General features: G+C 45.8%; 4 protein-coding genes. 1 reads left to right on the plus strand and 3 read right to left on the minus strand.

What is annotated here, in order from left to right; all coding sequences use genetic code 11:
• Nucleotides 1–34: 34 nt before the first annotated feature.
• Nucleotides 35–1,303, minus strand: a complete 1,269-nt coding sequence (murA, locus tag ENN47_01155; GenBank protein ID HDP76799.1) for a UDP-N-acetylglucosamine 1-carboxyvinyltransferase — start codon at nt 1,301–1,303, stop codon at nt 35–37.
• A gap of 109 nt (nt 1,304–1,412) precedes the next feature.
• Entirely contained in the window at nt 1,413–2,777 is a 1,365-nt protein-coding gene (locus tag ENN47_01160) for a class A beta-lactamase-related serine hydrolase (GenBank protein ID HDP76800.1), read from the minus strand.
• Between the two features lie 101 nt (nt 2,778–2,878).
• Between ENN47_01160 and ENN47_01165 the strand changes: the two genes are divergently transcribed.
• Complete coding sequence (locus tag ENN47_01165) at nt 2,879–4,144, plus strand: patatin-like phospholipase family protein (protein ID HDP76801.1); 1,266 nt, start codon at nt 2,879–2,881, stop codon at nt 4,142–4,144.
• Nucleotides 4,145–4,196: 52 nt separating this feature from the next.
• Here ENN47_01165 and ENN47_01170 read toward each other — a convergent pair whose 3' ends face one another.
• Nucleotides 4,197–4,787 (minus strand): rubrerythrin family protein, encoded by a 591-nt coding sequence (locus ENN47_01170; GenBank protein HDP76802.1) that lies wholly within the window; start codon nt 4,785–4,787, stop codon nt 4,197–4,199.
• Between the last annotated feature and the right edge of the window lie 228 nt (nt 4,788–5,015).

A 5,015-nucleotide genomic window follows, 5' to 3' on the forward strand; every position in this document is an offset into this window, starting at 1 on the left:
CCTCCTGCCACCAAACCCTAACCTCGTTTCTCCCTCATTCTTCGTCGGGATAAAACGTTACCTTAGCTCCGAGTGTTCTCAGTTTCTCTTGAAATCTCTCGTAACCTCTGAATAGGTGAGTGACGTTATTGATAATTGTTTCTCCATCGGCGGCAAGTCCGGCCATGACAAGAGCTGCTCCAGCCCTGATGTCTGGGGCAATTACTTCTGCTCCGCTCAGCTTGCTCACTCCGCGAATATTTGCATGACTGCTTGAAACCTTAATCTTAGCCCCCATACGATTTAGCTCATCTACGTATCCAAAACGATTTTCGAAGACGTTTTCCTCAAGCACCGAAGTGCCCTCTACCGTCGCTAAGACGGCCGTAATTATTGGTTGAAGATCTGTTGGAAATCCAGGGTATGGTTCAGATGATACTCTAACAGGGTTCAAGGGGCCTTTCCAGAAAGCTCGCAAGTATTCATGGCTCTTTTCTATACCGGCACCCATCTCTTCGAGAATGCTCAACAGGGCGATCAAATGGTCTGCTATTGCTCCATGAATCTTAACATCACCTCTGGTGGCTATCGCTCCGAGCAAATACGTTCCGATCTCTACTCTATCTGGAATAACTGAATACTCTGCTCCACTAAGCTTTCCAATTCCCGTCACTTTAATGGTTGGAGTTGAGGCACCACTGACTTTCGCGCCGCACTTGTTAAGAAAGTTCTGAAGATCGGAAATTTCAGGTTCGCGCGCGGCGTTTTCAATCGTTACCTTGCTCCCCTCCATAAGCGCTGCCGTAGTCATTAGCTGCTCTGTAGCTCCTACACTGGGAAATGGAAGAGCATAGATTATCTCTTTCTCGAAATTCTGCGGAATTATGGCCATAACGTCGCCGTGCTCTTCGGTTATCTTGAATCCAAAAGCCTCCAAACCCTTGAGATGAAAATCAACAGGACGCTGGCCGATATTGCAGCCACCAGGCTTTCCAACTTTTGCCCAACCGCAAATCATGGCGAGAGGACCAATAATGTTGAATGAGGCTCTCATTTTTCTCACGAGTTCATATGGAACGTTTCCTACTAGAATCTCTCCAGGCATTATTGTGACGGTTTCATTTTCGAAAGAGACTGTCTTTCCAATTTGCTGAAGTATTGATATCATCGTCTGGACATCTCGCAATTCTGGCACATTCTTTATGACGACTGGCTCTTCAATCATTACTGTAGCCGCCAGAATCGGAAGCACTGAATTCTTGGAGCCACTTGCCCTTATCTCGCCTTTGAGACGTGTGTTTCCCATAACAACGAGCTGGCTCATAATAACCCTCCAATCTTTTCATCGAGTTATGAAGATACGACCGCACTCTTATTTTATCAGAGGTAAGGGCGGTGGGAAGATCGAATCATACCATAATAGTTCTATTACCTCAGGACCTATTATAGATACGAAGTCCGATTCTCAGACCTTCTATTCTGCCGGATTCATTAACGATCAACTCCCCCGCACTTGCCAAATAAGGTTCGCTAAGATTTATTATGAACCCTTCGCCCGATATTGAAATCTCCTGCGGCGTCGATGGCGGTGCCGGTTCCGAGTCTTCATCAGGAAAACCTACTCGCGGGATTTCCTTAATGAAGATCTTTCCTCGCTCAATGAAGATCTCCAGATCTGACATCTCTCCTCTATAGAGCCCGGCAATCTTCTCTGCCCTTTCCAGATAATTAGTTGCGGGTTCCAAAATTACCGGATTCAGTCCCAGAAGATCTTCCAAGACCATTCTTGAAAAGAGAGAGGTTGCTTTGCTGCCTTCATTGCTGTTGGTTAGAATGGCTGCCGAAAAGTCCGTCTCGGGGAAAACCATCAGCAATGATATTTGACCGTTGGTGCCACCACCGTGCTGTATTGTCGCCAATCCATCTATCTCTTCGACGAACCAGCCAAGTGCGACCTTAGATGCAGGGGAGGCGTCAGTTTCTCCAGTTGTGAGTTTTGTAAAGGAATCAGCACTTATGATTCCATTTCTGTTCGAAGCTCTGCCACTGAAATAGAAAGCTGAATAGTCAAGGAGCTCTTTGATGTTCGTGACGATGCCTCCAGCTGGATGTATTGCTCTTCCAACGGCCCAGGGACGTGCAACAGATATACGATCTTCTGCGGTCAGATGTCCGACAGCGACACGCTCAGTGATTATCTCTTCGGGGAAGAAACGAATGTTCTCCAGACCGAGAGGCTCAGAAACCAGTTCGATGATTGCTTCTTCGAAGGTCTTCCCGGTAACTGTCTCAATGATTCTTCCGGCCACATAGAAACCCGAATTGCAGTAAGAAAGGATTCTTCCTGGAGGGTTGATCTGAGGAAGAGAAGACATGCTCCCAACCATTTTCTCCAGGGCGTCCTTACCGTAACCAAAGTCCTTGAAGTAATCTCCCTTAATGCCAGAGGTATGAGTCAGAAGATGTCTCATCGTGATCTGTTCTTCAGCTCCTTTATCTGAAAGAGCGAAATCTTTGAGGAGTTCCTTAATTGGTCTTTCCAGATCGATCCTGCCGGCATCGACCAATCTCATAACAGCAAGAGCAACGAAAGTCTTTGTTATAGAGCCGATCTGGAAGAAAGTCTCATCATTCACTTTCAAGGGATGGTTGATGTTCGTGACCCCAAAAGAGGCAGTTTCAGCTGTGTCGCCAAAACGTGCCCCGCAGGAGATTCCGGGAATCTCACCTTCTGCAACTAGCTTCTCCAATTCAGACGTTATTTCCGCGAAGCGCTTTCCAAAACTTTCCAGGTTCATATTACACCTCCTTTAAGCATTATAGCTGAACATGCACCATGAGGGAAATTTCTGTGGATTTCGGAGGAAGCCTAATATACAATTGGATAGAGGTGACCAAAGTGAGTAAATTGAATCTGTCCGAACTTCTTGTACCGGCGAAGAAAAGGGTCGATTTCGACGGCAAAATCGGACTCGTGCTCTCGGGAGGCGGAGCCCGAGGAGCTTATCAGATAGGAGTCTGGAAGGCTCTAAAGGATTGTGGAATTGAGATCGGGGGAGTCTATGGGACGTCGGTAGGCGCCTTAAACTCAATGGCAGTTGCTATGGACCAGTTCGAAGTCGCTCGTGAATTATGGCTGAAAATCGATTTCGACAAAATCGTAATAGATGGAACTGACGGCAGCCTTATCGAGAAGGCGATTGGCGCACTCAAGAGCGGGGGTTTCGATCCCGCTCCGCTCAGAAAAAACTTTGGTCGTCTCCTGAAAGAAGAGGACGTTCGAAAAGCCTCTATCGACGTTGGTTTAGTCACATATTCTCTCAGCAATATGGAGCCGAGGGAGCTATATATCGAAGACATTCCAAAAGGAGAGCTAGAAGACTACATTCTGGCAAGCGCTAATCATCCAGTCTTCAGAAGAGAGCAAATCGGCTTGGAAAAGTTCATAGATGGAGGTATCTACAGAAATATTCCAGTTAATATGGCTTTGAGCAGAGGGTTCAAAGAGATTATTATTGTCGATCTCGGTCCGAAGAGAATCAGAGACATTCTGACTCTTGTATCACTGAAGAGGCTGGATGAAGTGAAACATCTTGTAATCAAACCCAGAGAATTCTACGGAGATGTTCTTGACTTCAACCCCGAAGTCTCGCGAGACTTCATGAAAGAGGGATATCTCGACTGCCTCAGTGAACTGGGTTATCTTGTCGGAGAGGAGTACTTCATCTTTGCAAAGCAGGACACCATTGCAAGAGCGCTCTTTTCAATGCCAAAAAAGAGAAAGGAAGAGGCAATAGCAATCTTTGGAATTGAGCCTTGGCAGAGCGAATCCACTCACCATTTCTATTACGGACAACTTGTGCCTGTATTGCAGAATCACTTTGGAACAACTAGTCCTTTGGAAACATGGGTAGTCCTTCTGGAAAAGCTTGCAGGGCTTATGGAGCTTGAGAAACTTGAACTCTTCACTTTACATACTTTAATCGGCAGGATCTCTTCTACCAAGCGCTCAAGTATAGAGAACATGCAGTACAACGATATCTCCTGTGAAAAGGTGATCACCTTCCTTGAGTTCCTATTAAACAACTCAAATATGAAGGATCTAGAAGATCGGGAATACAAGAAATTCGAAGATGGATTCAGCTCTTTGACGCGTCTGGAATAGTCAGTTAAGAAGGTCCGGCAACGCCGGACCCATATATCCTATGGAAATTAGTCTAGTAGTTCTCAACAAAGAGCTCGAAGTAAGCCTTTGCATGTTTGCATGCCGGACACTGTTCCGGTGCTTCCTTTGCTTCCAGAATGTAACCGCAGTTACCGCACTTCCACAAAACCTTTTCTTCTCTCTTGAATACCTTGCCGGTTTCGACGTTTTCCAGAAGTTTCAAATACCGAGCCTCATGTCTGTTTTCAACCTTCGCTATTTGCCGGAAGCTCTCTGCAACATCTCTGAAGCCTTCCTTTTCCGCGACATCGGCAAATGTTGGATACAGTTCCGTCCACTCCTCGTTTTCTCCGGCCGCAGCTGCCTTGAGATTCTCTTTCGTTCCTCTCAAGTCAACAGGATAATCTGCATCCACGTGGACCATAACCGGCAACTCGCCGGCCATACCTTCTATAATGTGTTTAAAGAAAACTTCAGCGTGTTCCTTCTCGTTGTCTGCGGTTTCCTTGAAAATTGCCGAGATTTGTTCATAACCTTCTTTCTTCGCCACAGAGGCATAGAAAGTGTATCTGTTTCTCGCCTGTGATTCGCCAGCAAATGCTTTCATAAGATTCTCAAGAGTCTTTGTGCCCTTTAGATTCACAATTTCACCCCCGGTTTGAGATATCGTTTTGATTTTGCTTTCATAAGCTTTTGATGCTATAGGTAAGAACATGTTTAGTACAATTATAGTACAGTTTTGATTACAATCGCGAATCTCTCTAAAGAAACCTCTGTCACTCCTCCAAACCGGAAATATCAACAGCACAGATACACTTCGCAAAGGAGTTCGCTATGAAGAGTAGCGATCGATCTCCTGTCCCTGATCGTC

The organism is Mesotoga infera (assembly GCA_011045915.1).
Taxonomy (GTDB): Bacteria; Thermotogota; Thermotogae; order Petrotogales; family Kosmotogaceae; genus Mesotoga; species Mesotoga infera_D.

What these genes read in the sequence shown, in the direction of transcription:
- murA (HDP76799.1), bottom strand. Translation starts at nt 1,303, where the DNA reads ATGAGCCAGCTCGTTGTTATGGGAAACACACGTCTCAAAGGCGAGATA.
- ENN47_01160 (HDP76800.1), bottom strand. Translation starts at nt 2,777, where the DNA reads ATGAACCTGGAAAGTTTTGGAAAGCGCTTCGCGGAAATAACGTCTGAA.